Annotated in this window: 2 protein-coding genes; both read right to left on the bottom strand. The window is 41.8% G+C overall.

All coding sequences use genetic code 11. The annotated features are described in order from the left end of the window. The coding region (locus H540_RS35535; RefSeq protein WP_034670837.1) for a cytochrome P450 family protein at positions 1 to 811 on the bottom strand (811 nt) is incomplete at its 3' end. A 200-nt stretch (positions 812 to 1011) separates the two neighbouring features. Continuing rightward, positions 1012 to 2451, bottom strand: coding sequence for a DHA2 family efflux MFS transporter permease subunit (locus tag H540_RS0110895; RefSeq protein WP_425388105.1), 1440 nt, complete (start codon positions 2449 to 2451; stop codon positions 1012 to 1014). Positions 2452 to 2802 lie beyond the last annotated feature (351 nt).

Here is a 2802-nt window from a genome sequence, read left to right as displayed (position 1 = left end):
ACATCAAAGTGCCCGTAGCGATCAGATTCGAGGTTGTCTCATGACCGGCAAAGATCAATAGCGAGATCATCGAGATTAGTTCTGCTTCGTCGAGTTGATCTCCCTCCTCTTCGATGGCAACCAACTGGCTGATTAAGTCATCAGCAGGATGCTGACGTTTGTCAGCCACAAGCTGCACGATGTATTCCCCGAAGGCTCGTATCTGCTCCGCGACCCCTGGATCTTGCCTTCCTAGGCCCAGGCCGTGCGCGATAGCTGCAGACCAACCCAGAATCTGTGCGTGGTCTGCTTGAGGCACCCCAAGCATGTCAGAAATGACGTTGATCGGTAAGGGATAGGCATAGTCCTTGACAAGGTCCATCTCGCCTTTATCTTGTACCTGGTCAAGCAGTTCGTCAGCAATTTCCTGCACGCGAGGGCGTAAGCTTTCCATATATTTGGGCGTAAAGGCTTTGGACACCAACCTGCGCAACCGTCGATGATCGGGTTCGTCGACAGAAAGCAGGGATTTTGCGGTAAGGAAGGTAGGGGGAGCAGATGGATCAGCATCGTTTTGCCTAATGTCAATGTTGCCCTCGATGGACCCTCCGTCTACAGTAAAGCGGGCATGATCTTTTAGCACCTGCATCGCTTCTTCCATACGCGTAACCATCCAAGCTTGGCCATCTATTCCACCTATCGGAGACGGGATAGGAATAACGGATCCCATTGTCCGCATTTGTGCGAATATTGGAAATGGGTTTTCATCACTTTCACCACTAAACACATCTAGTATGGCTTTCTCTGGTAAGATTTGATCTGAATTATTCATGGCAATCTTCCTTTCTCATTGTGCCCTTTACGGGAGTTATGTGTTTCTTTAAATATTGTCCTAGAAATTATCTGTTGACCTAAATACGGTTTCCAAAAAACATCACGATGATAATCTTTAGGGTTTATTTAACATCTAATTTCCTCCTTAGTATACAATTAGCATATTTTTGTACTTATTTTATATCGTTGATTTGCCTTCTAAATTTTTGCTGGCTTCTTTAAAGTTATGTTGGGCTTTTCTTCGGAAGCGTTCTTAACACGTTGGATAAAGAAGGAAAGTAATAAACTAATGATTCCGATGATAAGAATAACAAAATATGCGTCATTTATTCCCTGGATGGAAGCTTCCATAACCATATGTTGTTGTGTTTCACCCTGTGCTCCTCCTGTGGCAATTAAGTCCTGAAGGTGATTCTTTGTACTGTTTGTCATTACTGTCACAAGTAGTGCAGTACCTACTGCGCCGGCTACTTGTTTAATGGTGTTAGAGATAGCTGTGCCATGTGCATTAAGGCTGGATGGTAATTGATTTAACCCTGCAGTCTGTATTGGCATAAGGAACATCGCCATCCCAATACGACGAAATGTAGACATTAGGATGAGAAACGTATAGCTGGTCGAATCCGTCAAATTAACAAAGCCAACGGTTGAGATGATAATAATGGCTACACCGATTATAGTAAGCCATTTCGCTCCAAATCGGTCGAAGAGCTTACCAACTACAGGACTTAGTAAGCCCATTAGAAGTGCCCCTGGAAGCATAAGAAAACCGGATTCCAATGCAGTAAAACCGCGTGCATTCTGAAGGTACAGAGGAAGCAGCATCATATCTGCATACATCATCATGGTAACACCTATATTTATAATGGTAGTTAAGGTAAACATGTTGTATTTAAAGGCTCGGAGATCCAGTAGCGGATTTTTGGAGGCCAGTTGCCGCCAAGTAAACAGGACAAGGGCCAGGATTCCTATAACTAGAGAAACAACTACCTCTGTACTTGACCAACCATCGTTGCCGGCTTGGCTGAAGCCGTACATTAAAGTACCAAATCCGATGGTTGAAAGGACTACACTAATAAAGTCTACCTTGGATCGGACAGGTTCTGACACATTTTTCAAATAAATAAAACCGCAGATGATAACAATAACCGCAAACGGAATCATGCCGTAAAACATGGCTTGCCAAGGAAATGTCTCAAGAACATAACCGGTAAGAGTTGGTCCAATTGCAGGGGCAAAAATAATCGCTAGCCCCACCATACCCATAGCGGATCCTCTCTTCTCTGCAGGAAAAATAGCGAAAACAACATTCATGAGCAAAGGCATAATGATTCCAGCACCGGCTGCTTGAATCAACCGCCCGGTTAGAAGTACAGGAAAATTGGTTGCGACTGCAGAAACAATTGTTCCGGCAAGAAAGATAATCATCGAACTTTGGAATAATTGACGGGTGGTAAATCTCTGCATTAAGAAGGCTGTGATAGGAATCAAAACTCCATTTACCAACATGTAACCTGTTGTAAGCCACTGAGCTGTTGAAGCTTTAATATCAAAATCATTCATTAATTCCGGAATAGCAACGCTCATGATTGTTTGATTAAAGGTGGCAAGGAAAGCACCTATTATCATGACAAACATGATTGGTCCCTTTTTGATAGAGGGATTAATTGTTACACTCTTACTCAATTTCATTCATCCTTTCAAGTTTATCATAGTTGTAATTTACAATATGTTGTATAATCAACATTGTATAAATGAGATTATAAGCACAATTTATAGTGTTTACAAGCTACAAATATCCAAAAAATGTTAATTAGTTTACATAAATAAGTTTTATGTTGTTTATCTGGAAGAAATACGACGTAACTCTTTGAAGTGTAGCTTACTATTTAATTAAGAAAGGAAAGAGGATATGATGGAAAAGAAAAAGCCGCACACAGACCCTCGCATACTCCGTACACGACAATTAATTAAAGATGCTTTTGTTGA

Origin of the sequence: Ectobacillus panaciterrae DSM 19096 (assembly GCF_000430785.1) — a bacterium.
GTDB classification, from domain to species: Bacteria; Bacillota; Bacilli; order Bacillales; family Bacillaceae_G; genus Ectobacillus; species Ectobacillus panaciterrae.
The sequence above is the reverse complement of the archived record's forward strand: the minus strand, read 5'-3'. Positions and strand labels throughout refer to the sequence as shown.